The sequence below is a fragment of the Paenibacillus sp. FSL H8-0104 genome (assembly GCF_038050215.1).
Classification (GTDB): domain Bacteria; phylum Bacillota; class Bacilli; order Paenibacillales; family Paenibacillaceae; genus Paenibacillus; species Paenibacillus amylolyticus.
Genome location: NZ_JBBOTC010000001.1, coordinates 5,188,229 through 5,208,814, shown reverse-complemented (window position 1 = coordinate 5,208,814; position 20,586 = coordinate 5,188,229). Strand labels below are relative to the sequence as shown.

The 20,586-nt window shown below is 44.1% G+C and carries 20 protein-coding genes and 1 pseudogene; 18 read left to right on the top strand and 3 right to left on the bottom strand.

The genetic code is table 11. The features are described from left to right. Positions 1-20: 20 nt before the first annotated feature. The 11 genes from NST38_RS23035 (at position 21) to NST38_RS22985 (ending at position 13,885) form a co-directional block, all read left to right on the top strand. A complete protein-coding gene (locus NST38_RS23035; RefSeq protein WP_076252860.1) occupies positions 21-872 on the top strand; it encodes a 3-hydroxyacyl-CoA dehydrogenase family protein in 852 nt (283 codons plus the stop codon). Between the two features lie 35 nt (positions 873-907). Beyond that, complete coding sequence (locus NST38_RS23030; RefSeq protein WP_076252859.1) at positions 908-1,141, top strand: acyl carrier protein; 234 nt, start codon at positions 908-910, stop codon at positions 1,139-1,141. Between the two features lie 58 nt (positions 1,142-1,199). Next, positions 1,200-2,270, top strand: a complete 1,071-nt coding sequence (locus NST38_RS23025; protein ID WP_047843971.1) for an HAD-IIIC family phosphatase — start codon at positions 1,200-1,202, stop codon at positions 2,268-2,270. A 30-nt stretch (positions 2,271-2,300) separates the two neighbouring features. Next, positions 2,301-3,575, top strand: coding sequence for an ACP S-malonyltransferase (gene fabD / locus NST38_RS23020; protein WP_047843970.1), 1,275 nt, complete (start codon positions 2,301-2,303; stop codon positions 3,573-3,575). Between the two features lie 87 nt (positions 3,576-3,662). Beyond that, positions 3,663-4,643: an ABC transporter ATP-binding protein gene (locus NST38_RS23015; RefSeq protein ID WP_017686951.1), complete on the top strand. Its 981-nt coding sequence runs from the start codon at positions 3,663-3,665 to the stop codon at positions 4,641-4,643. Beyond that, complete coding sequence (locus NST38_RS23010; RefSeq protein ID WP_047843969.1) at positions 4,640-5,512, top strand: ABC transporter permease; 873 nt, start codon at positions 4,640-4,642, stop codon at positions 5,510-5,512. The genes NST38_RS23015 and NST38_RS23010 overlap by 4 nt, the downstream gene beginning before the upstream one ends. Before the next feature lie 37 nt (positions 5,513-5,549). Next, entirely contained in the window at positions 5,550-9,239 is a 3,690-nt protein-coding gene (locus tag NST38_RS23005) for an amino acid adenylation domain-containing protein (protein ID WP_341344088.1), read from the top strand. After that, on the top strand, positions 9,232-10,257 hold the full coding sequence (locus NST38_RS23000) for a hypothetical protein (RefSeq protein WP_341344087.1): 1,026 nt from the start codon (positions 9,232-9,234) through the stop codon (positions 10,255-10,257). Before NST38_RS23005 ends, NST38_RS23000 begins: the two co-directional genes overlap by 8 nt. Positions 10,258-10,410: 153 nt before the next feature. Continuing rightward, on the top strand, positions 10,411-11,607 hold the full coding sequence (locus NST38_RS22995; RefSeq protein ID WP_341344086.1) for an MFS transporter: 1,197 nt from the start codon (positions 10,411-10,413) through the stop codon (positions 11,605-11,607). Further along, the gene (locus NST38_RS22990; RefSeq protein WP_341344085.1) at positions 11,589-12,911 is read left to right on the top strand and encodes an LLM class flavin-dependent oxidoreductase; all 1,323 of its coding nucleotides are present in this window, start codon (positions 11,589-11,591) and stop codon (positions 12,909-12,911) included. The genes NST38_RS22995 and NST38_RS22990 overlap by 19 nt, the downstream gene beginning before the upstream one ends. Positions 12,912-13,057: 146 nt before the next feature. Next, positions 13,058-13,885 (top strand): sugar phosphate isomerase/epimerase family protein, encoded by an 828-nt coding sequence (locus NST38_RS22985; protein WP_341344084.1) that lies wholly within the window; start codon positions 13,058-13,060, stop codon positions 13,883-13,885. 69 nt (positions 13,886-13,954) lie between these two features. On the opposite strand, the pseudogene NST38_RS22980 reads toward NST38_RS22985, so the two are convergent. Next, positions 13,955-14,832, bottom strand: a pseudogene (locus NST38_RS22980) (SDR family NAD(P)-dependent oxidoreductase). 135 nt (positions 14,833-14,967) lie between these two features. Here NST38_RS22980 and NST38_RS22975 point away from each other — a divergent pair. The 4 genes from NST38_RS22975 to NST38_RS22960 all read left to right on the top strand — a co-directional run bounded on the left by NST38_RS22975 (position 14,968) and on the right by NST38_RS22960 (position 17,498). Next, the gene (locus NST38_RS22975; RefSeq protein WP_341344083.1) at positions 14,968-15,447 is read left to right on the top strand and encodes a MarR family winged helix-turn-helix transcriptional regulator; all 480 of its coding nucleotides are present in this window, start codon (positions 14,968-14,970) and stop codon (positions 15,445-15,447) included. Next, on the top strand, positions 15,444-16,391 hold the full coding sequence (locus NST38_RS22970; protein WP_340934893.1) for a helix-turn-helix transcriptional regulator: 948 nt from the start codon (positions 15,444-15,446) through the stop codon (positions 16,389-16,391). The genes NST38_RS22975 and NST38_RS22970 overlap by 4 nt, the downstream gene beginning before the upstream one ends. Before the next feature lie 67 nt (positions 16,392-16,458). Next, on the top strand, positions 16,459-16,995 hold the full coding sequence (locus tag NST38_RS22965) for a DinB family protein (RefSeq protein ID WP_340934894.1): 537 nt from the start codon (positions 16,459-16,461) through the stop codon (positions 16,993-16,995). A gap of 26 nt (positions 16,996-17,021) precedes the next feature. Then, entirely contained in the window at positions 17,022-17,498 is a 477-nt protein-coding gene (locus NST38_RS22960; protein WP_340934896.1) for an EVE domain-containing protein, read from the top strand. Between the two features lie 42 nt (positions 17,499-17,540). Here the strand turns inward: NST38_RS22960 and yidD are convergent, their stop codons facing one another. Together yidD and NST38_RS22950 are read right to left on the bottom strand one after the other, a co-directional pair. Beyond that, positions 17,541-17,768 carry a membrane protein insertion efficiency factor YidD gene (gene yidD, locus NST38_RS22955; RefSeq protein WP_341344272.1) on the bottom strand — a complete coding sequence of 76 codons (228 nt, stop codon included), beginning with the start codon at positions 17,766-17,768 and terminating at the stop codon, positions 17,541-17,543. A gap of 295 nt (positions 17,769-18,063) precedes the next feature. Further along, entirely contained in the window at positions 18,064-18,285 is a 222-nt protein-coding gene (locus tag NST38_RS22950; protein WP_036617217.1) for a hypothetical protein, read from the bottom strand. Positions 18,286-18,546: 261 nt separating this feature from the next. On the opposite strand from NST38_RS22950, the gene NST38_RS22945 reads away from it, so the two are divergent. The 3 genes from NST38_RS22945 to NST38_RS22935 all read left to right on the top strand — a co-directional run bounded on the left by NST38_RS22945 (position 18,547) and on the right by NST38_RS22935 (position 20,065). Next, complete coding sequence (locus tag NST38_RS22945; protein ID WP_076252849.1) at positions 18,547-19,140, top strand: YdeI/OmpD-associated family protein; 594 nt, start codon at positions 18,547-18,549, stop codon at positions 19,138-19,140. Between the two features lie 121 nt (positions 19,141-19,261). Next, positions 19,262-19,510, top strand: coding sequence for a type II toxin-antitoxin system HicB family antitoxin (locus NST38_RS22940; protein WP_076252848.1), 249 nt, complete (start codon positions 19,262-19,264; stop codon positions 19,508-19,510). Between the two features lie 192 nt (positions 19,511-19,702). Continuing rightward, positions 19,703-20,065: a hypothetical protein gene (locus tag NST38_RS22935; protein ID WP_076252847.1), complete on the top strand. Its 363-nt coding sequence runs from the start codon at positions 19,703-19,705 to the stop codon at positions 20,063-20,065. The last annotated feature ends 521 nt before the right edge of the window (positions 20,066-20,586 follow it).

Below are 20,586 nucleotides of genomic sequence, written 5' to 3'. Positions count from 1 at the left end.
ACAGAGGGGCGTTGATAGGAATGAAGGTTGGTGTAATCGGAGCAGGCGTCATGGGAAAAGGGGTTGCGCAGAGCCTTGCCCAGTCCCGGCACAACGTGGTTTTGATCGACGTGAGTGATGAAGTTTTGGATCAGGCGAGAACAGCCTTGTTTACCAATATCCGATTTTCGGGATTCTACAACAAGGATACCGAGGCCGAAGACCCGGAAACGGTGCTCTCGCGTGTGGAGTTTACGACACATTACGATTCGCTCAGCGATGCTGATTTCATTATTGAGAACGTGCCTGAGCAATGGGATGTGAAAAAAGAAGTCTATGCACAGCTTGAAAACTATTGCCCCGATTCTTGTATTTATTTGGTCAATACATCATGCATTTCGATTACAAAAGTTGGTTCCATCACCAAACGGCCTGACAAGGTCATCGGTGTACATTTTATGAATCCGGTCCCGTTAAAGCCCGTAGTCGAAGCTATTCAGGGTTATCACACTTCGGATACAACGATTGAAGCGACCAGATCCCTGCTCCATACCATGGGCAAAGAAGCCATACTGGTACAAGATCTTCCCGGTTTTGTATCTAACCGAATATCCCATCTTCTCATGAATGAAGCTGCCTTTGTTGTTCAGGATCAGGTAGCTTCACCGGAAGAGGTGGATGACATATTCGTCAAATGTTTCGGACATAAGATGGGCCCACTTCACACAGCAGATTTGATTGGTTTGGATACTGTGGTTCATTCATTGAATGTACTCTATGAGAGTTATCAGGACCCGAAATACAAAGTATGTCCCTTGCTTCGCAAGATGGTGGATGCCGGATTGTTAGGCGCAAAAAGCGGTCAAGGCTTCTTTGAGCACGTGATTCTGTAAGTGTATCAACTATAAATTATACGAGGTGACTGTGCATGGAGTCCAAGGTCAAAGTAAAAACATTTCTGAGTCGTTTCTATCGCAAACGTGAAATTGAGGATGATGAGGATATTTTTGAATTGGGTTTTGCCAATTCGCTGTTTGCAATGCAGATGGTGATGTTTCTGGAGAAAGAATTCAACATTCGGATTGAGACCCAGGATATGGATCTGAGCAACTTCCGTACGTTGAACAAGATTAATGAACTGATTGAACGAAAGACAGCATAGACTGCCTGATGGTCTTGAAGCAATAATTTGGAACAATATGCCAAGGAGGGGTTCAGGTATGGGTGATCCATCGGTAAGTTCGGTAATGGACAAGCAAAAGCAAGAGAAGGTGAAGCTGGTCGTCTGGGATCTGGATAATACAATCTGGGAAGGTGTCCTTCTGGAAGATGAGAATGTTGTCTTGAGAGAGGGAATTATTGATGTGATCAGGACACTGGACGAGCGTGGAGTTCTGCAATCCATCGCCAGTAAAAATGACCATCAGACAGCCATGGAGAAGCTTGAGGAATTCGGAATTCATGAATACTTCCTATATCCCCAGATTCACTGGAATTCCAAGTCGAGCTCGATTCAATCCATCATAACTTCCATTAATATTGGAGCGAATACGGTTGCTTTTGTGGATGATCAGATGTTTGAGCTGGAAGAGGTACAGTTTGAGCATGCTGAAGTTCGATGCATAGATGCTGCCCAGTACCTGGACATTCCCGACATGGAGATGATGAATCCCCGTTTTATTACGGAGGACTCCAAACTTCGCCGTTTAATGTACAAAAGCGATGAGATCCGTAATAAGGCGGAAGATGAATTCACAGGTCCCAAAGATGACTTTCTGGCTTCACTTGGCATGACATTCACGATTTCTCCCCTTAAGGGAGATGATCTGCAGCGTGCAGAAGAGTTGACGGTGCGGACTCATCAGCTGAACACCACAGGGTATACCTATTCCTATGAAGATCTGGAACAACTCAGTCAATCTCCTAATCACAAACTTCTCATTACAGGACTGGAAGACAAGTATGGAGCATATGGAAAAATTGGACTCGCTTTGCTTGAGATGGAAGAGGAGTACTGGACCGTGAAGCTGCTGCTGATGTCTTGCCGTGTAATGTCACGAGGGGTAGGCACGATTCTCATGAATTATATCCTGGAACAGGCGAAAGAAGCCGGGGTCAAGATACGGGCTGAATTCAAAATGACCGATCGTAATCGGATGATGTATCTGACCTATAAATTTGGCGGATTCAAAGAAATCCATCAAGAAGAGGACCTTGTCATTTTTGAACACGACATGAGCTATATTCAGAAAATTCCTTCATATGTGGAACTGAACATTATTAATAATTAATACACCAACCCTATTAATGGAGGTTACGACATGGAAAAAATAGCACTGCTGTTTCCGGGACAAGGTTCTCAGTATGTAGGTATGGGAAAGAGTTTCTATGATCAATATAGCATTGCCAAGCAAACGTACGAGGAAGCGAGTGACGTTGCAGGTGTGGATCTGGCAAAACTATGTTTTGAAGGAAGTCTATCTGAACTGAATCAGAATGAGAACATGCAACCGGCTCTTCTGGCAACGAATGTAGCGGCCTTCAGAGTGTATATGGAAGAAGTGGGGATTCGACCACAATTCTGTGCAGGTCACAGTATGGGTGAATATTCGGCGTTGGTATGTTCAGGCGCCATGACATTTTCCGATGCTGTTCGAATCACCAAATTGCGTGGTGCGATGATGCAGATTCATATTGATCGGGGCACAGGATCCATGACCATTATGGACGGTATTGACGCATCCATCGTGGAGCAACTCTGTGAACAATACAGCGGCGAGCAGGGTGTAGCTGTAGTCTCCTGTTATAATTCGCCAACACAAGCTGCCGTATCCGGTCATCAATACGTACTGGAGGAGATCGAAGCAGCTGTATTGGATGCCGATGGTCAGGTTACTCCCCTAATGTCCAGTGCACCCATTCATAGTTCGCTGATGGCGGAAGATGCAGAGCGGCTCGGTCAAGAACTGGCAAAGTATTCGTACAATATGTTCAAATGGCCGGTACTATCCAATGTTACAGGTCAACCTTATGGTGATGTGGAGCGAATTCCGGGATTGCTGACAGATCAGATGGTCAAACCTGTGCAATGGACACGGATTCTTCAGTACCTTGAGCGTTTTGGTGTCACACTTGCCATCGAAATGGGACCCAAAAATGTATTGAATAAATTGACCAAAACGAACTGTCCTGATATCAATTCGCTCTGCTTTGGCGAAAAAGCGGAACGACAAAAATTGATCAGCATGTTTCAATCGGATGGCAAGAAGAAAAAAGGAGTACCCACAGTCATAACTAAATGTTTAGCAATTGCAGTGGCAACGCCGAACCAGAATTGGGATGAAGCAGAGTATCAACAAGGTGTTGTTCAGCGTTACAAACGAATCCAGGCAATTCAGGAGCAGGTTGAAAATGCGGGGGACAAACCCTCAAAAGAGCAAATGATAGAAGCGTTGGAACTGCTCAAGGGCATCTTTGAAACCAAAAAGTTACCTGTTAAAGAAAGAAATCAGTGGATGAATCATATCATTGATGATACTGGACATCACTACGAACTGGCGGAGTATCTGGTACACGAAGCTGTCGGCGTAAAGTGATTACATTAGGGGCGAAATGCGCTGCAATAGCGTATTCGCCCTCCCATGAATTCAGCAATACAGGCAATACATAAAGGGGGAGAACAAGTGAGAGTGCTATCCGCTGAGAACGTCACGAAGTCCTATGGTAAACACCTAGCGTTAGATAACATGTCCTTTGAGCTTCGCAAGGGTGAGATCCACACAATTCTGGGAACCAACGGTTCAGGTAAAACAACATTTATTAAAGTCCTGGCGACTCTGTTGACCAAGGACTCTGGAATTGTCAATATCGGCGGCTACGATTTGGATACCGATGCGAACATCATCAGAAGACTAATCGGATACGTGGGTCAAGATACTGAACGCTCTGCTTATGCGAGATTAACGGTTCGAGAGAACTTGATATTCTTTGGAAGACTTACCGGACTTAGCAAACAAGAGATTTCAAACCAGATTGACAAATTAAGTACGTATCTGGATTTCTCGGAACATCTGAACAAGCAATTTATGCAATTATCGGGAGGCCAAAAGCAAACCGTTGTCATTATGCGAGCCCTGCTGCATGATCCTGAAGTGATATATCTGGATGAGCCGACCAAGGGCCTGGACCCCGTGATCTCCAGACGTGTACGTGAGTTCATTAAAAGTTATGTACGGGATGAGGGGAAATCCATTATTCTGACCTCTCACATTCTGACTGAGGTAGAGGACATGACGGACCGTGTGTCCCTGATGCGCAAAGGAACGCTCCTTAAAACAGGTACAATTGCCGAACTAAAATCCAATCTGGGCGCAGTCGAATTCATCGACATTCCCAGAGCAGACTTGCCCCCTTCCATTCAGGAGCGAATCACTGCTCTGCCGGAGGTAACTTCCACTATTATTCGTGAGGAGGAAGACACGGTTTCCTTCGGAATCACGAACCTGTACGACGGGATGGGTGCGGTTATTAGTGAATTAAAAGAAGGCAATATCCATACGACCATTCAGCATAGACAACTAACACTTGAAGATTTGTTTGTTCAGCTCTATGTGAAGTCTGACGAGAATTTAGAGTACACATTGGCAGGAGGCAGAGAACAGTGAGTATCGAATACGCTAAAACCGGGACAGGTCAGGAAACCCTAAAGCTGCAAGCCATAGGTAAACCTACCGGATTTTTCACCGTCGTGTGGGCAACAACCGTGAAGGAATTGCAGATTGCTGTAAGGTATCTGCCCAACTTCTTCGGTAACTTCCTACAGTTGGGTCTACGAGTACTCTTTTTCCTGCTGATGTCCACGTTTGTTGTATACGAGGGAGAGAATGTACTTCAAGGAGATAACCTGTTTATCTTTTATCTGGGTGCAATCCTTGTATGGCTGTTCTATGGAGTAGCGTTAAACGCTCCGCTCGGTGCCGTGACGAATGATCTCCATAACGGCACTTTGGAGTATCTGTACTGCAATCCAATCTCTCGCTATGCGTATTATGTGGGGACGGTTGTAGCCAGTGCATTAATGAATGTCATTGTGTTCATACCGATGTATATCCTGCTTGTTCTGTACGCAGGTCTCAACTTTGCTGAATCCATGATGATTCTAGTCACCTGTCTTGTGGTCATCGTTGCGTTAATGGCGCTTGGCGTCATGATTGCACTACTGGGGATTCTGTACCGCCAGGTCTCATCCATTGTGGGTATTTTGTTTATCATGTTTGAATTTGTAGCAGGTGCTTATTTCCCAGTGGACCAGTTTCCTGCAGTCGTTCGTTGGATCGCATATCTCCTGCCTTATACCTGGGGGTATGATATGGTGCGTTATTACAGTTTCAAAACAGATTGGGTGCCCCTTGCACCGATCTGGATGGAATGGTGCATCCTCATCTTTTTTGCCATTTCGTATACAATCATCTCAATCGTTATGCTGCGCAAGGTAGAAAAGATGGCAAAGAAAAAAGGTCTCAACCTGATCTGATTATTCTTGATCCCAAAGAGAATGGGAGGCGTGCTAATTGTCAGCAGAGCCAGGTACATTCATGCAAAATTTGCTATTATCGAGCCGAAAGTTCGAAGAGGAGAAGCAATATTGGCTAAACCATCTCTCGGGGGACCTTCAATTCAGCATGTTCCCTGGTGAAAAAACGAGGGGAACATGGGGTGAGCAAGTGTTTGAGGAGATGCAATTTGCATTTCCTCAACCTGTTTCAGAACAAATCTTTCGTATCTCCGGGAACACCGAAGCTGGGGCATTTATTCTTCTTCTGGCAGGTGTCACATATGTGTTACACCGTTATCTGGACAATGACGATATAACTGTAGGTATTACCGCTTCGTCTGGTGCAGCAAATTCAAGTCAACTACGTGCTATTCGCATCAATTTTGGTGAAGAGTGTTCTTTTAAGGAGCTTGTTCTTCAACTCAGGACCCTTGTGGGTGCAGCCAAAAAGTATAACCATCTTTCGCTGGAGAAAATTCTTGAATTGCTTGGTCATGAAGGGACAGACTTGCCAAGGGTGGCCACTGTGGTTCGTATGGACAATATGCAGGCGAATTTACAGGAAACAGGCCCCCTAGCCGATATGGTGTTTTCACTTCAAATGTCTAAAGTGGGGCTGGCGTTGCGCATGAATTACAATGCCACATTATATTCTCCAGCAACCATTGAACAGATTGTAGACCATGTGATGCGTGTGCTCTCAATGTGTACAGCCCATCCAGATGAGGGATTACATCATATAAAGATGCTCTCGCTCAAGGAAGACCAGGTTATTCAACATCTGAATGATACGGAGATACGTTTTCCTGAAGTTCGTTCAATCATCCAGATGATTCAGTCTTGGTCTGCACAACAGCCGGATATTCCCGCAGTGATCTGCGGAGATAATATTCTTACCTATCAAAGCTTAGATTGCAAATCAGATCAACTTGCGAAATACCTGTTAGCTCAGGGAGTAAGATCAGGTGCCGTTGTAGGAATTCTGTTAACCCGATCGGAAGACATGCTCTTGGCTATGCTGGGTGTACTTAAGGCGGGGGCTGCTTACATGCCGATGGACCCCGCATATGCAAATAATCGTTTGCAGTTCATGCTGGAGGATAGCCAGACTGAGATTTTGCTAACGAAGCCCGATCTGATCGGCTCACTCATATACACAGGCCCAATAATCGATATTTCTCACTTGGAAGAATGGGATGACCAACATATCTCACTGCCAGTTGTTTCGTCGGAGCAGTTGGCTTATTTGATATATACTTCCGGATCTACAGGCAGGCCAAAAGGGGTCATGATTGAACATCTGGCACTAAGAAACTTTGTGGAAGGTGTATCCCGCAGCATTCCTTTTGAAACTGGCAAACGAATTCTCGCCCTCACAACATTCTCCTTTGATATCTTTGTACTGGAAACGCTTGGGGCACTCGCTAACGGGTTAACACTGATAATGGCAGTAGAGGAGGATCAGTTAAGTCCAAGCCGTATTGCGCATCTAATTGTTACTCATAACATTGAATTAATACAAATAACTCCTTCTCGACTGCGAATGCTTCAGATTGGACTTACAGTAGATTCACCGGTATGGAGCGTAATTCAAATATTGATGATCGGAGGGGAGGCTCTACCGTATGCCTTGTATGAGGAGATCACGGGGATGACCTCTGCCCGCATCTACAATATGTATGGTCCCACAGAAACAACAATATGGTCGAGCATTAAGGAACTTTCACCTACCTCGACAATTTCGATTGGTCATCCGATTGCCAATACCCGTATTTATATTCTGGATAAGCGGCATCGGCATATGCCAATCGGGGCAATGGGAGAGTTATGCATCGCAGGAGATGGAGTAGCCAGAGGTTATTGGAACAGACCTGAGCTTACGACCGAGAGGTTTGTAAAAGATCCTTTTCATGAAGGCGCTTATATGTATAAAACAGGAGATCTCGCACGACTCAATGCGAATGGAGATCTGGAGTATCTGGGTCGTTCAGATTTTCAAGTGAAAATACGTGGTTATCGGATCGAACTTGGGGAGATCGAGAACAGGTTGCTCCAGTACCCGGCTATCTCGGCTGCTGCGGTCACAGTTCGGTCAGATCAGGATGGGCAGTCCCTGTTATGTGCCTATTACACAGTAACGGAGAGCCAAAGTATCAATCAGGAGCAATTGCGATCTTTTTTGCTGATAGAATTGCCTGAATATATGCTGCCCTCCAGATACACCATGTTGGATCATATGCCATATACGGCCAATGGGAAGTTGGACCGAAAGGCTCTTCCAGATCCCTTGCTCTTACAGGGAGAAGGGACAGATATTACACTTCCACGCAATGCATTAGAGCAGGTGCTCGCCGAATTGTGGTCGGATCTATTGCAATTGAAAGAGATTGACGTTCATGCCCGCTTCTTCGAAATGGGAGGGCATTCACTGAATGTCATCAAACTTGAGGCCGATATGGAGAGGCAGAGTATTCCGCTTACTGCTGATGAAGTGATGCGGCATGAGACTATTGCATCACTGGCTGAAGTGCTTGGAAACAAGGGGTATGAAGCGGATAAGTATAACTCTGAAAAAGAGATACTTCTTGAAGAGCAGGATATGCCAGAGACAGATGGTGCAATGGAGCAATTTACAGAAGAAGTCGGGGCAACAGCGGAAGCGGATCACCTTATCTTACATCATTCCCATAGGCCAATAGTTATCATCGCAGGAATAGAGGCGTTTAATGATGTTTTCTACAAAAACTGCTTCTATAATTCACTTTTTCCCGTATTAAACCTCTATTCTATTGGTGTACTGCCTGTGATGATCAATGACCGAATGCACTATAGATTCGATGAACATCAGGGCATACTCCGATTAGAGTATCAAGCTGTATTATCAGATGCCCAGCTAATTGAGCGTATGGGGCTAACTTATGAAACGAAGACCTACAGCGAGGATGTTCGAAAAGAGATTATAGAAGCGGTTAATTTGAACCGCCCAGTAATTATCCGAGTGGACTGTTATTACGAGTCCTTGCGCAAAGACATGTATTTACGTACCCACTGGCCTCATTCCTTATTAATCTATGGGTATGATCTTCAGAGGCAAGTCTTCCATGTAATAGAACATGATCACCGGGACAATCTCACGTATCAACCGATGGAGATGCCTATGAATGATATTGTACAAGCTTACGAAGGATTCGTACGACTTTTCATGGAGGAAGAAGAAGTACCCCCCACGTTCTACGCATTTTCAGCTTGTGAGACTGTCTCACACAAAAGAAACAACATCATGCTGGGAGAACTGCGTGACATGTTTATTGATCATGTGCGCGTTACACCGGAAGAGATTAATCAGGAACTGAGTCATCTTCTGTCCTTCATACAGAAGACGTATCAGTTCAATGAAGAAGAAGATTCACCTGATATGGCCTATGCTGAACTTGTTCTCCAATCCATTGTAGACATTGTGAATGCCAAAAAGGTCGAAACCTATCGTATGCAACGGTTATATGAAGATCATACCGATCTTGTTTCTGCTGCTCAGGCAATACAGGATCATTGGAGTGAGTTACGTAATGTGCTGGCGAAGGCGGTATATCGGGAGAATATGACACATAATCAGTGGAGAAAATTCACAAGCAAACTGGAAGCCATTCATGAACTGGAGAAGCATAACTTAATAAATTGCTCAGGATTGGAGATCAGTCATGATTAAAAAATTGCAAATGAACGAGCCTTTAATGACTACCTACCCACATCATGCGAGTCTCTTTTCGATGCTAGATTTGGACAAGCGTTCACGTAGCTGGATTTATCATAATTTTCTATTGGTCATCCTGAGTCACAATGATGAAGGGGGCTATGGATTGGACGTCTGTTCACAATATTATCCTTGGCACAAATTCAAAATGTCGACATGCCCTATGTTGATTACAAGGGTGTACGATAGAGATATGATTTTAAAACAGTGGGAATTGCAAGATTTTATAGTGGAACTAATTCAAAAGAATAATTATATTTATTTCCTGAGAAATATCTCTGGCGGTGGTAAACATGAGGTATTCATCACTGGATTTGATTCGGAACGTAAAGAGTTTCTGTGCCATGATTTTTGGGATGGATTCTACGGTGAGAAATGGCTTCCCTATGATGAGATCACTGTTATTCAAGATTCGAATTTCGATGCTGAATGGTCTACGGATTACCTAAACGGAATATGGGCCATTGAAAAGACAGATGAGTATAAGGAACCCAGTGAATATTATTATGAAACGGTTCTCCAGTTTTCCAAAGAGGATCTAATGAACATTTTGAAAGAATACGTAGGAGAGACTAATCAAGTTCGCAGTATTCTGAGAAAGGATCACCGTTATCTTGGAAGTGAAATATACGATAAGATGATTGATATGCTGGCGATGCAGAAGAAAGGGATGCAGAATCAGCCGTTTGCTATACATCCTTTTCACCTGCTTTACGAACATAAACAACTGCTTGCACAAGCCATACTTGACTTTCTCCCCGATCCTTCGTTAAAAATCCGATTGGAAGAACTGGTAAGCGAAGCTTTGAAACTCCGTAATCTGGTCATGTATATGAATGAATTCATCATGGAGCAGGGTGTATACAAAAAGTATGATGTCATGCTTGATAAAATCATTGAATTGAAAAATATGGAATTGGCTATTATGAAACATGTATTCGAATACGAGTATCAATCACAGTTAGGACAATAACCAATACGATGTATCGCCGATAAGATAGACCCATTCATTTAATTCTTGAATGGGTCTATTGAACTTTTCTATTATACTTTCCATTGGTCGTACCCTAATATGGATAATAACCTACTTTTTATATAGGAATTATATAGTATGGAGAATGCCAAGATGCCACAATGGAAGCGAAATCTGTATATTCTGTGGTTCGGCCTGTTTTTTAATCATATGGCGTACTCGCTGTCCGTTCCGTTCTTTCCTATATTCCTGCAAAATGATCTTGGTATACAGAGCGGTCTGGAAGCTTGGTCCGGTATTTCGATCTCCATCAGCTTTCTGATCAGTGGATTATGCGCACCCTTCTGGGGATCACTGGCTGATAAATATGGCAGCAAACTGATGCTCATCCGTTCAGGAGTGGGGCTAGGTATTGCGCATCTGGCTAACTTCTTTGTTTACGATCCGTATACGTTTATCGCGGTGAGGGTCTTTCAGGGACTCATGGCTGGTTTTCATCCCGCCTCGATTACACTGATCGGCACCAATACTCCGGAGAAACAGGTGGGTTATGCACTTGGCGTGATCTCCACGGCCAGCGCTGCGGGCGGGATTCTTGGTCCTCTGGCCGGTGGTGTGTTGAGTCACTGGATCGGACTGCGGGGATGTTTCATTGCATCCGCTGTCATTACATTACTCGCGGCTCTGATGGTCCTCGGTGTTAAGGAGTCACGACAAGCTCGTACAATAGTTCCAACAAGGATCATAGGGGATTTGAAAAGAGCGGCTTCCACGCCGGGTTTGATTCGAATCTACAGTTTGATTCTCCTAGTCTCGACCTCCGTGCTCATCATCGAACCGGTGCTGACGCTCTATGTGGTCCAGATTGGTGGAGATGTTGGCAGTGCAACACTTAGTGCAGGGATTGTCTTCTCGGCGATTGGTGTGGCAACGGTCATTATGGGGCCGCGATGGGGGAAGATTGGTGGAAGGATCGGATACGAGAAAACCCTGTTTATTGGTCTGATTGGCGGCGGAATTGGCAGTCTGCTGCAAATGACAGCAAATAATCTGATTTATTTTGGCAGCCTGCGATTTGTTTATGGTTTGTTCTTTGCCGCAGTCTATCCGGCGCTTAATGCGCTGATCATCAAGTATGCTGATCACGATTTTCGTGGGAGGGCTGTCAGTCTGAGTCAGACGGCGAGTCAGTTCGGTATTGTACTTGGACCGTTAATCGGTGGTTTTCTCGGTGGATGGATCGGCATTCCGTTTATTTTTCTCTTCACAGGGATTGTATTGCTGGGAGCGGCTTGGGCAGTGTCATCACCACAACATAGGGAGGAATATATATGTCGCAACGACAATTGAAATTGGGAGCTAATCTGAACGGAGTGGGGAACAGCATTTCCTTTTGGCGTCACCCGGATATTCCCATTAACGCGAGCGTTAGTCTGGAGTTCTACAAAAAGCAGGTGCGTATCGCGGAAAAAGGCAAGTTCGATCTGCTCTTTATTGCAGATGGCCTCTTCATCAACGAGAAGTCCAATCCTCATTTTCTCAATCGCTTCGAACCTTTGACACTTCTGTCCGCACTCGCCGGGGCAACTTCCCACATCGGGCTGGTTGCTACATTATCTACTTCCTATAGTGAACCTTTCACGGTTGCGCGGCAATTTGCCTCGTTGGATAAATTAAGCGGTGGGAGAGCCGGATGGAATGTGGTTACTTCACCTCTGGAAGGTTCGGCACTGAACTTTGGCAAAGGCGAACATCCGAACCATGCGCTACGCTACGAAATTGCGGAAGAACATCTGAATGTGGTCAAAGGACTTTGGGATTCCTGGGAGGACGATGCCTTTGTCGGAGACAAAGAGCAGGGCGTATTCTTCGATCCTGCCAAGTTACATACGCTGAATCACAAGGGAGCGCACTTCTCGGTACAGGGTCCGCTTAATGTGGGGCGTTCGAAGCAGGGTCATCCGGTCATTTTCCAAGCGGGCTCATCTGAATCTGGTAAAGATCTGGCCGCCCGATCGGCAGATGCCGTCTACACGGGACATGAGACACTGGAGGAAGCAAAGGAGTTCTACCACGATGTGAAAGCAAGAGCGGTGGCTTATGGACGCAAGGCAGAGGATATCCTGATCTTCCCGGGCATCGGCCCCATTGTGGGTAGAACAACTGAAGAGGCGGAGCAGAAGTATCAGGAAATTGCCGAACTGGTGAGTATTGATCAGGCGTTGAACTATTTGGGGAGGTACTTCGATCATTATGACTTCTCCCAGCACGCGCTGGACGAACCTTTCCCCGAGATTGGGGAGATTGGCAGCAATAGCTTCCGCAGTACAACAGACAAGATCAAGCAGCAGGCGCGAGAACAAGGGCTGACCCTGCGCCAAGTGGCATTGCTGGCATCTACCCCGCGTACATCGTTCATTGGTACACCGGATCAGATCGCAGATCAGATTCAGGAATGGTTTGAAGGCGAAGCGGCAGACGGATTCAATGTTCGTACCGTGGTACCCAATGGCTTGGAAGATTTCGTGGAGCTAGTTGTTCCGGTTCTGCAAGAACGAGGGCTGTTCCGTACGGAGTATGAACATGAGACGCTAAGGGAGAATCTGGGTCTTGAGATTCCGCGTAACCGGTATACGTTAGAGAGTGTAAGATAAAAAAGATAGAGCGGTAATGACGTTAATATAACGTTGTTGCGGCTCTTTTTTGATGGTTTCTTTTTCGGAGAGTACTGCTATTATAAAATGATAAAGAAAATGATACACAAGCAGCAATTCCAGACGAGTCACAGGAGGAAATTGGGATGATTAGAGGGTTAACGAATGCGGGACTGGGCAATATCGAGTCTGATGAACAATATATCATAGATGCGGCCAAGCACGGATTCGGATCTGTAGATTTGAATCCGCTCTCATTGATTGAAACGTATGGCAAGGAACAGGCACAACATCTGCTAGAGAGTAATCAGGTGATCATCGGTTCATCGGGTCTGACGGTAGAGTGGCGGACGACAGATGAGCAATTCCGTGAGGGATTGCAATCGTTGGTCGCTATGGCAGAAGCTTCTGCTTCGTTGGACTGTTACAGCTGTTGCACGTATATTTTACCCTCAACGGATCAACCGGCAGCGCAATTTATGGCAGCGGCTACGAAACGCTTGAGACTTTGCGCAGATATCTTGGACGCTTACGGCATTCGATTAGGGCTGGAGTTTGTTGGCTGCCACCATTTGCGGACGCAATGGAAGAATCCGTTTATCTGGCGTGTGGAAGATACGCTGGACTGGATCGAGACGATCCATGCGCCTAACGTAGGTTTACTGGTAGATTCCTATCACTGGCAAACAAATGGTTTACCGATGGAAGATCTGTTGAAGTTGAAGAAAGAGCAGATTGTTCATGTGCATATCAACGATGCTTATGATCTGCCTGTGGAAGAATTATTGGATTATGAGCGTTTGTATCCCGGCGAAGGGGTCATTGATCTGAGTGGGTTTCTGAGAAACCTGCAGGCGATTGGCTACAATGGTGTGGTGGCTCAGGAAGTACTGGCACCGGCATCGAATCTAAGTTCAAGTGAACTGTTCGCTAAGACGAAAGCAGGTTTTGACAAGGTATTTGCAGCAATCTAATTACTGAAAAAAGGAGGGGGTGTTCCTAGCTGTGTTTATGGCTTATGGAACACCCCTGTTCTTGTTCAATTAATCCAGCACGCCGTGATCTTTCATCAGTTGTTTCGTAACGATCCACAGTCTGTTTTGCATGCCCTCATCTCCGCCAGGATGTATAGGAACAATAGATGCTCCAGTTCCACATTAAAATATCCTCCTGATACCTCGCCATACTTCGAATCCACAGCCAACCTAGTAATGATATCCGCACCCCGGCGCGGGTCGCCGATGTGCAAAAAGGTTAACATGCGTTCAAGCACACTTGCAAACCATAGTTCTCGTCCTAGACCCGTAACATTAAAGCCAGGATTCAAGGCATTTACGCGAATTCCGGTTCCACGCCATTGTCTGGCTAGTTCCCCAGTAAACATAATATTGAGCAGTTTGGTTTTGCCATAGATTGGAGAGGAACCGCGTGCAGTAAATGGAGTGATATCCGTTAAGTCATCTGGCAACACCAGAGTGCCGTGATTCCGCGAAGCTTCAGATGCAATATTGACGACACGGGCATGGCCGGATTGAATCAGGGAAGATTGCAAGGTGTGCGTTAATAGCCAAGGCGCCAAATAGTTGACGGCTATCATCTCGGCATATCCTTCGGACGTGACTCGCTGTTCAAAAGCATGAAGTCCGGCATTATTCAAAAGAACGTCTATACGCGGATAAGCGGCTGCAATCTCCAGCCCAATACGTTTTACATCACTCAGTAAGGACAAGTCTCCATAGAAAAATTCAATTTTGGCAGAAGGCATGATTTCCTTGATTTTGTACCTGGTAGCCTCGGCACGTTCTTTGCTTCGGGCTGTGAGTATAAGATGTGCTCCGCGTTTGGCGAGTTCCATGGCAGCAAGCTGCCCTAAACCGCTTGTTGCTCCGGTAATTACAATAATGGGATGTTTAGTTTTCATGAGAAGATCTCCTTTTGACACGAATAGATTCGGAATTATATAATGGACATAAATCAACTATAAATATTAATTGATATTTGTCAACTATATTTCAGGAGTCTACTTTCATGTATCGAGGAGAGGGAGTTTACAATAATGAGTGAAAATCCAGTCAAAACCAAAGATAGAGCAACCCTCGAGCTAGCGCTGGGTGAGCAGATTCATGCACTGATCAGTGCATCGCATGCGCTTAACGTTCGATCTGCCGAGCGTTTTGATGCGAACCTGCAACCTGCCGCTTTTCAACTGGTACGGTGGCTCTACTCCTATGGCCCAACAAGTGCCGCGGCTTTGGCAGAAGCAAATGCAATGGACCGCAGCTCGGTCAGCCGATTAATCAAACAACTCGAAAAGTCGGGATATGTAAGCAAAGAGCAAGACCCCAAGGATCGGCGCGGGGTGTTACTATCTCTTACGGAACTTGGTCAACAATCGACGGTTGGTGCGCTCAAGGAGAAGGAGTCAGCTTTTTATAACCGTATAACCAGATGGGATGATAAGGAACTGGAACGTTTCACCGCCATGCTCAGGCAGTTTAACGGATTGGATGATGAAACGGTGGGGGTTAGAGAATGAACAAAACGGAGCGGCAACTTGCGATTACGCTTGAATTGCAGCGAAGAAAGATGTTAAGAGCAGAAGATTTAGCTGCTCAATTCGAGACAAGTGTACGTACCATATATCGAGATATTCAGGCATTAAGTGAGGCTGGTGTTCCGATTATGGGAGCTCCGGGTCAGGGGTATTCCCTCATGGAAGGATATTTTCTGCCCCCGGTAAGCTTCACCGCAGAAGAAGCCGTATCCCTGCTCATGGGAGCTGATTTTATCGAACAGAGATTGGATACAGAATACGCGATGGAGGCTAAGTCGGCTCAACGCAAAATTGAAGCGATCTTACCAGAATCCGTTCGTAATGAATCAATACGTGTACGGGAAACGATGCGACTGCTTCATACGGTTGAACCTTTAACCCGAGCGCGGGTGAAAACATACCTTAACCAGATACGTAATGCTATTCTGGATCAACGTAAAATCAGCTTTATGTATCTGAAAAAAATGCCAGGAACGGATGGAAATCGGTATAACATGCGAGAGGTTTCACCCTATGGCCTCTCACTGGTTCAGGAGAATTGGATGTTAATTGCACGTTGTGATATGCGACAAGACATTCGTCATTTTCGTTTGTCACGGATGACTGAACTTTCCGTGCTGGAGGATCAATTCCTTTTGCCACCGGATTTTGATCTAAACAGTTATCGACCTCCTGACGATCGTAACGAACAAGTATTAATCAGAGCAAAACCTGAAATTGCTGACAAAGTTATGGAGGCCCTTCATTTTTATATGGATGCATTTGAGGAGCGAGAGGAAGATGTTGTTTTTCATTTTCGTGTCCGCTACCCGGAAGAAATATTGCATTATTTACTTGGATGGGGTGGAGATATCGAGGTCTTGGAGCCAGAGTCTTTGCGCTTCCGAATGCAGGAAGTAGCCAAAAACATCTTAAAACACTACTGACATACACCTGTCAGTAGTGTTTTTTTATACTTTGATATATCACAGATCAAGAGGAGTGGGTTGAAGGATGAGAAGTACAACGGAAGTATTGAAATCATTTGAAACGGCAGTAGAACGATATTTGGCAGAACTGAAAAATTTGGATATGTCTAGCTTATATAAAAAACAGAGTGAAGAGGAATGGTCCATTGGACAGATGTATGTACATTTGATTCAATCAGCGCTCTTCATGCATCTACATAATATTGAACAGTGTTTGAGCAGCGAGGATTCGACGTTAAATTCGGATGAGGAAAAAACAGAACTGGGTAGGCAAGTGTTTGAATTAGGACAATTCCCTCCCGTTCCCGTTAGAGTACCCGCTTCCCCGCAGTACACCCCGCAACCACCTGAGAGCATGGATTCCTTGATCGATGGGCTTCACGAGGTAGTGAACCGGATGAGGAGTACAGAACCTCTTGTATACCAAGCATCGGTAAACAACAAAATACGTCATCCAAGGCTTGGCGCTCTAAACGCTCAGGAGTGGTTTTTGTTGATAGAGATGCACTACAGACATCATTTTTTGCAATTAGACCGATTGAAATCGAATCTGGAAATGTAAACGAGAGAAGGGAATGAGATGTATCCATGAAACCAAATCAGGACAGCAGATATTGGATTGGTGTTGTATCTGCTTCTCATGTGAATGTAGCCGTAGAGGGAGGGTTTGCGCAGTTGTGCCATGGCAAGTCAGCGCTGTTGCGACAGATGTCCCCTGGTGACTGGATGATATACTATTCTCCACGCACAGATATATCAAGTGGCAAGCCACTTCAGGCTTTTACCGCTATTGGTCAAATTACCGACGACAGGATATACCAATATCAGATGTCGGAATCCTTTATACCCTTTCGCCGAGATCTTCGTTATCTTCCGTGTCGAGAAGTAAAGATCGCAACGTTGTTAGACCAACTCAGTTTTACACGCGGGAATCGCAATTGGGGGTTTCCATTTCGTAAAGGTCACTTTGAAATTGGGGTTGATGACTTCAGGATGATAGCTTCCTCCATGTTGGAAGAAGAGACACAGGCACTGCTCGGTATTAGCTTAAGCCAGAAATGTTAACCAAAGCAAAAGGCCCATAGATTGTCTATGGACCTTTTGGCTTTATGGATAATCATATCCTCCACCGTTGATATTACATTTGCGAAGACGATGAATGCCCAAGGAAAGACCTTTAATCGCCCCGTATTTCTCAATAGCTTGAATCATATACACAGAACAGCTTGGTTCAAAACGACATTTGTTCCTCACTTCAATGGGGGCAAAACGTTGATGAATTCTAATACTCCATATCAGGATCACTCTAACACGTCGTAGAACTATGAATAACATACTTGCTATGAAAACAATCTGGGCACTTAGCAAAGCATATACTGGGGTGAATAGATTCAAGAGATAGAAACAGATCATAGAGATGATTAGACCTGTGAATAATGCAAGTGAAACGTTAAGCAAAGACTTCAACCAATCAATTTCTGGAATAACATGAGTTCTTATATAGAAACTGCTTCGAGGATCGTTTTCTTCATGATGTGTATGTAAGAGTCTAATAAGTTCTTCTTCGGATGGCATGTTATTATATATCAGTTCCTCAGATTCTGAGTTTCTCATGATTGTTGTACTATTATTAAATCTCTCTGTAGAAAATAAGCATATAATGATGCGTTGTAACAGGTTGCTGGAGACAACCGGGCTTCTCAGTGACGGATAGCGACTCCATCGATTGATAGGTCCATCCAGATTGTGCTTTGTGATTAATGATATCCGCAAATAAATTAACAGCAGCCTGAGTATCACCTCGGTTTACTTGAACATTTTTCGGACCTGGAACGACTGTGTACTCTCTCATTTAAATCATCCTTTCGTATGTTGGAATTATGGCAATAGACATTCCATTATTTTACTATGGGTATAGAGAACTGTCGATTGAAACTTATTAGATGATATTAAATTAAATGATAGGCCATCTAACAGGATGGTCTTTGTTGCTATTAGGGTTTAAATTTAAGTGGAAAAGTCAATAAAAGCTCTGTAAGCAACGCTGTACAATCCACTGAAAACCAGTACAATTGATCCTATAAGAACATGAGATAAAGAGAGGTATTTCTCCATGACGGATACAAGTGGGAATCGCAAAGTTGACGGTTATTTGAAGAAACTCAAAACGTGGAAGGAAGAGTCCACAAAGCTGAGAGAGATTATTCGGGATTTTGAACTGACAGAGGATATGAAATGGATGCATCCTTGTTACACGCTGGATGGAAAAAACATCGTTTTAATCCATGGATTCAAAGAGTACGTAGCCATTCTATTTTTCAAAGGTGCTCTGCTGAAAGATACGCACGGCATTTTGGTCCAGCAAACGGAGAATGTACAGGCAGAGCGCCAGCTTCGCTTCACCAGTCTGGAGCAGATTGTGGAGCAGGAGGATATGATCAGAGCCTATATCCAGCAAGCGATTGAAGTGGAACAGGCCGGACTGCAAGTGGAAATGAAAAAAACTGCCGAATATAGCGTTCCTGAGGAACTTCAACAGCAGTTCGATGAGAATCCTGCTTTCCGAGATGCATTTGAAGCACTGACACCCGGACGGCAGCGGGCATATCTTTATTATTTCTCACAACCGAAGCAATCCAAAACAAAAGTGTCACGAATCGAGAAGTATATGCAACCGATCCTGGAGGGCAAAGGGTTGAATGATTAATCTTATAACAATATATTTGAGGGAAATTAAGAGTAAAAGCGAGTTGAGAGCCTTTCAGATATAATCCGAAAGGCTTTTTGCTGTTTTTGCTAAAAGTATAGATAACAGGAGAGTGTCCCCTATGATTCGAACTTATCAATACTACGCAATTTTTAATTTTGCTGAGGATGGAATTAATGTTACATTTCCTGATCTGCCCGGATGTATCACCTGTGGCGATTCAGTTGAAGAAGCATTATTGATGGCGAAAGAAGCACTTGAATTATTTTTGGATGGAGAACCTGTTGAAGATATTCCGCCACCTCAAAGGATAATGCCTGAATTATTGAACTCTAAAGATAAAGCGTATTTAATTGAAGCAAATATCTGAAGCTTCAGCAGAAAGATCGGAATAAATAACTGTGAGTTGTTACAATTAGTGAAAATATTTTGATAATAGATGGGAAAACTTTGAGAATAATGACTAGTAACGGGAATGGACTGAATTAAAGCATCATTTCTACAAGAATCGATATCTCGATCAACAATTCGCTGGAGTTGTTATTGCTAGGTCAAATTTCCAATGAGATGGATAGCCAACTTGGTAATGTTATTAGGTAAAAAGATTCAGACCGAATGTATTACTGAATCCATCTCTGAAAGAGAAGTATCGAACTTTGATGTAGATCTTGGAGATAAGGCGGAAGACCCTTTTGAAATATCTAAAATTATTGCTTCTAAGAAAGGTGATGATCATATCAATGAAGAGCATTTACAGCAAGCTCTGAGAAAAATTGTAGAAATATCACGACCTTTTAGAGTGAATCCTTTTAATCGGGTTGACTTTGATTTGCAAGATGAGTTAGCTAAGGAGTCTCGAAAGAAAGGCCCAAAAAATTCAAATATGAGTGAGAAGCAAAATTATCGTAAAAGTGCTAATAAATAAGTACATCACTGATCATAGCCCCATCACGTAGAGACAATTAAAAAGATTTTCACTAAGCGGCGACTTTTTCCCTAGAATTCAATCGGGGAGAGGTCGCCAATTTTTTTTGAAGAAACTTCAAACCAAAATAACTGACTTCGCAACTTGCTCATATTATCTGAATACACCTTTTTGGTTTCAGGTCAGACGCGACAGACTAAGTTTAAACATCGCTGAATCTCTGGGAACATAGGTAATTGTAAAAAAATAAATATCGTAAGAAAGTAGCACATCGTTGCGGTTTTTTTGTGAATCAAAAAAAAAAGGGGGTTGACTTTCTCTTTGGTTCAGGGGGGGCCTTGACAGGCGTATGTTATGATCAAAAAGTTGAAAGTTCTCCTGCAGATTTTGAACGAGAATCAGATAACTTTCCAAAAGGAGGTTTATATATGAGCAAAACACAATGCCTTTCCTGCTATTGCAGTTCTGGTTAACATATGCAGACAGAGGTATTTTGTTCTACTTAATTTCTAACATGAATC

Coding starts and splice junctions, on each gene's coding strand:
- NST38_RS23035 (WP_076252860.1), top strand. CDS start 21: ATGAAGGTTGGTGTAATCGGAGCAGGCGTCATGGGAAAAGGGGTTGCG.
- NST38_RS23030 (WP_076252859.1), top strand. CDS start 908: ATGGAGTCCAAGGTCAAAGTAAAAACATTTCTGAGTCGTTTCTATCGC.
- NST38_RS23025 (WP_047843971.1), top strand. CDS start 1,200: ATGGGTGATCCATCGGTAAGTTCGGTAATGGACAAGCAAAAGCAAGAG.
- fabD (WP_047843970.1), top strand. CDS start 2,301: ATGGAAAAAATAGCACTGCTGTTTCCGGGACAAGGTTCTCAGTATGTA.
- NST38_RS23000 (WP_341344087.1), top strand. CDS start 9,232: ATGATTAAAAAATTGCAAATGAACGAGCCTTTAATGACTACCTACCCA.
- NST38_RS22995 (WP_341344086.1), top strand. CDS start 10,411: ATGCCACAATGGAAGCGAAATCTGTATATTCTGTGGTTCGGCCTGTTT.
- NST38_RS22990 (WP_341344085.1), top strand. CDS start 11,589: ATGTCGCAACGACAATTGAAATTGGGAGCTAATCTGAACGGAGTGGGG.
- NST38_RS22985 (WP_341344084.1), top strand. CDS start 13,058: ATGATTAGAGGGTTAACGAATGCGGGACTGGGCAATATCGAGTCTGAT.
- NST38_RS22975 (WP_341344083.1), top strand. CDS start 14,968: ATGAGTGAAAATCCAGTCAAAACCAAAGATAGAGCAACCCTCGAGCTA.
- NST38_RS22970 (WP_340934893.1), top strand. CDS start 15,444: ATGAACAAAACGGAGCGGCAACTTGCGATTACGCTTGAATTGCAGCGA.
- NST38_RS22965 (WP_340934894.1), top strand. CDS start 16,459: ATGAGAAGTACAACGGAAGTATTGAAATCATTTGAAACGGCAGTAGAA.
- NST38_RS22960 (WP_340934896.1), top strand. CDS start 17,022: ATGAAACCAAATCAGGACAGCAGATATTGGATTGGTGTTGTATCTGCT.
- yidD (WP_341344272.1), bottom strand. CDS start 17,768: ATGTTATTCATAGTTCTACGACGTGTTAGAGTGATCCTGATATGGAGT.
- NST38_RS22950 (WP_036617217.1), bottom strand. CDS start 18,285: ATGAGAGAGTACACAGTCGTTCCAGGTCCGAAAAATGTTCAAGTAAAC.
- NST38_RS22945 (WP_076252849.1), top strand. CDS start 18,547: ATGACGGATACAAGTGGGAATCGCAAAGTTGACGGTTATTTGAAGAAA.
- NST38_RS22940 (WP_076252848.1), top strand. CDS start 19,262: ATGATTCGAACTTATCAATACTACGCAATTTTTAATTTTGCTGAGGAT.
- NST38_RS22935 (WP_076252847.1), top strand. CDS start 19,703: ATGAGATGGATAGCCAACTTGGTAATGTTATTAGGTAAAAAGATTCAG.